Source organism: Allobosea sp. P1_A7 (genome assembly GCF_056406775.1).
This window is the reverse complement of the sequence record NZ_JBFTZN010000459.1, coordinates 1-2835: the sequence shown is the minus strand read 5'-3', so window position 1 is coordinate 2835 and position 2835 is coordinate 1. Positions and strand designations below refer to the sequence as shown.

The window sequence follows — 2835 nt, the reverse complement described above, 5'->3', positions numbered from 1 at the left end:
GCTGTCCCCGCTCCCCGGCCTGACGCTCGAAGCCCGCAGGGTGTGACTGAACGAAATCCGCCAGTCCCGACAGCCTGGCGACCGCCAGCAACTCTGCATCGGTCGCGTCAGGCTTCGAAAGCCGCAAGTTCTGCCGCAAGCTACCGTTGAAGACGTGCGTATCATGCGCCACGACATTGACCGCCGCACGGATCTCCTGGGGGTGATATTGGCGGATATCGACACCATCAATCAGCAATTCGCCGGCATCGAGCTCGTAAAGGCGCCCGAGAAGTCGGCCAATCGTGGTCTTTCCGGCGCCAATGCGGCCGAGAATGGCAACCCGCTCGCCCGGACTGATCTTGATACTGAATCCGTTGAGGACCGGGCGTGTCTGCCCCGCATATGTGAAGCTTGCACCGCGAAACTCGACATCACCGCGCTCCACCGGCCGCGCGACGAGCATCCGCTTGTCGCTTCGCTCGTCAGGCAGTTTCATGATGGCGCTGAGGCTGTGATAGGCGCTGACCGCCTGGCGAACGCGGGACAGCATCAAGGCAATCTGGCCCAGCGGCGCAACCGCACGACTGCCGAGCATCGCTGCAGCGATGATCCCGCCGGTCGTGATCATGTTTAGATCGAAGAGATAGGCCCCGACCACGATCGTGGCGATCGGCACCATGTTCTGGAGCAGATACGACAGATTGGCCGCGAAGGCCGAGTAGCTCTTGATCCGATGCGTTGTATTCGTCGCGACAGTGGTGATATCCCGCCAGCGACGCAGGAAGATCCCCTCGGCTCGAACCGCCTTGATCGTCTCCAAGCCTGCGACGATCTCGACCATTAGTGATTGTCGATGCGCGCTCGACTTGTCCGCACGTCCGATTTCGCCAGCGATCAAACGCTGCAAAATGAAGCCTAGCAGTATGAGTCCTGCGATCGCAATGACCGGGAAGATCACCAGATACGGGCTGACTGCGAGGATTACAGTCAGAAAAACGAAGGCAAAGACGAAGTCGACAAAGTAGATGATGGTGTTGGAACCGATGAACTCCCGCAGAAACTCATATTCCGAAAGGCGCTGCACCGTGATGCCAGTAGTCGGCGTATTCGCCTGCAGGGTCGTGTTCATGACCCTCTCGATGAGGAGGCTCGAGATCCGGATATCGAGTTGGCGCGCCATATGATCGACTAGGAAAGCGCGCGCGGAACGCAGCAGCACGTCGAACATCAGCGCAATCGCGGCGCCGATTGCCAGGACCCACAAGGTCGAGATCGCCTTGTTCGGCAGCRCCCGGTCGTAGACGTTCATCGTGAAGAGCGGACCGACGAGCGCTAGCAGGTTGACGAAGCCCGAGGCGAAAAGCACCTCGACATAGCTTCGCCAGTGCGGGCGCAGCGCCGCCAACAGCCAGTTGGAGTCGACATCGAGCGGCGTCTCGCTGTTTGGATCGGCTCCGGCCAGATAAGGAGAGAAGCGCAGGATATCGCCGCCATCGATTGGCGTCAGCGCCTCGACCGAAACGGTCGAAAACGAGCCCACGACGGGTGAATAGATGCGCACCTGCGAATTCTCGTCCACCGATACGATGAGGACGGGCACATCCTGCTTGAGCCAGGCGACCGCGGGAAAGTCTGTTTCGATAGGGGCTCGCACGTCGAAACGTACCCAGTCAGCGCGAAGCCCGATGCGCTCGGCCGCGCGGACGAGATGCTCCGGCGACAGGCCTTCTTCTCCAATCGGAAGCCCTGCCGTCAGAACGGTTGTGGCGGTCGGCCGCTCGAAATGCGCTGCCACCTGGACCAGGCACGCCAGCAGCGGATCCCCGCGCTCATCCGACGGGGCCCGCGACGGGGAAGGAGCCTTTGCGCCCCCCTCAAATGGCGCTTGAATGCCGTGCATGGCAACGCGCCTTTCGGACCGGCCTAGAGCGCCGGAGGCGGAACGATCAGACGTCCCTTGTTGGGCGAATAACGCGGAAGGGTTTCCGCATCGGCGGTGGCGGGAATAGCGGCTTCCGAGCGCGCATAGGCCTCCGCCTGCTTCGGCGCGCGGAGCCCGAAGGCCGAAACCAGTTGCCCGGTCGACGCCAGAATGCGGTATTCTGAAAAGCGCGCCGCCATCTGCGCGGTCTCGTGGAGAACCTTCGCATTGTATCGCGTATTCTGTGCATCAAGAAGATCGAGCAGCGAGCGGCGCCCCACCTGGAACTGATCCGAATAGGCAGCGACGAGCCGATCGCTCACGCTCGCCTGCTGACCGAACACCCCCGACAGTTCGGTCTGGCGTTGACGCCGCTCGAACGACAGTTTCACAGCCTCGCGAACCTCGCGCAGGGTCTGATCGCGGTTATGCTGAGCCTCGGCCACGCGCCGGGTCTGCTCCTGGATCGCGGCCTGGTCGATGCCGCCATTGTAGAGATTCATGCGCATGACCGCGCGTGCCTGAAGATCGGTCGTCCGGCCGGAGACGCCGTCAATGTCCTGCCCGCCACGAGCCCGGCCCTCGAGGAAAACTTCCGGCATCATCTTGCCGCGCGCCTTCTTCACTAGGGCATGTGCAGCGTCGATGTCGGCAGTCGCGATCTGGATACGTGGATTGTTGCGGACCGCAAGCGCTAACCCGCTTTCGATCGACTTGGGCAGCCGCGGCGTCATCGATGGTGGCATGGCGCCGCGCGTGAAAGTCTTTCCGACAAGGCGCTGCAGGCGCACCTTCGCTTCGTTGAGGGCCTGCTTAGCCTCGATAACCCGAGCGCGAGCCGCTATCACCCGCTCCTCTCCCTGCTTCAAATCAGCATCGGTCAAGGAGCCGCTGCTCACATTGCCGCGAATACGCTGTACCGTATCCTGCAG

The 2835-nt window shown here is 62.0% G+C and carries 2 protein-coding genes; both read right to left on the bottom strand.

Annotation, left to right across the window (positions count from 1 at the left end; genetic code table 11):
* The coding region (locus AC1D34_RS36195; RefSeq protein ID WP_476826864.1) for an ABC transporter transmembrane domain-containing protein at positions 1 to 1777 on the bottom strand (1777 nt) is incomplete at its 3' end.
* 128 nt (positions 1778 to 1905) lie between these two features.
* Positions 1906 to 2835: TolC family protein (locus AC1D34_RS36190; RefSeq protein WP_476826863.1), on the bottom strand; the 930-nt coding region annotated here is incomplete at its 5' end.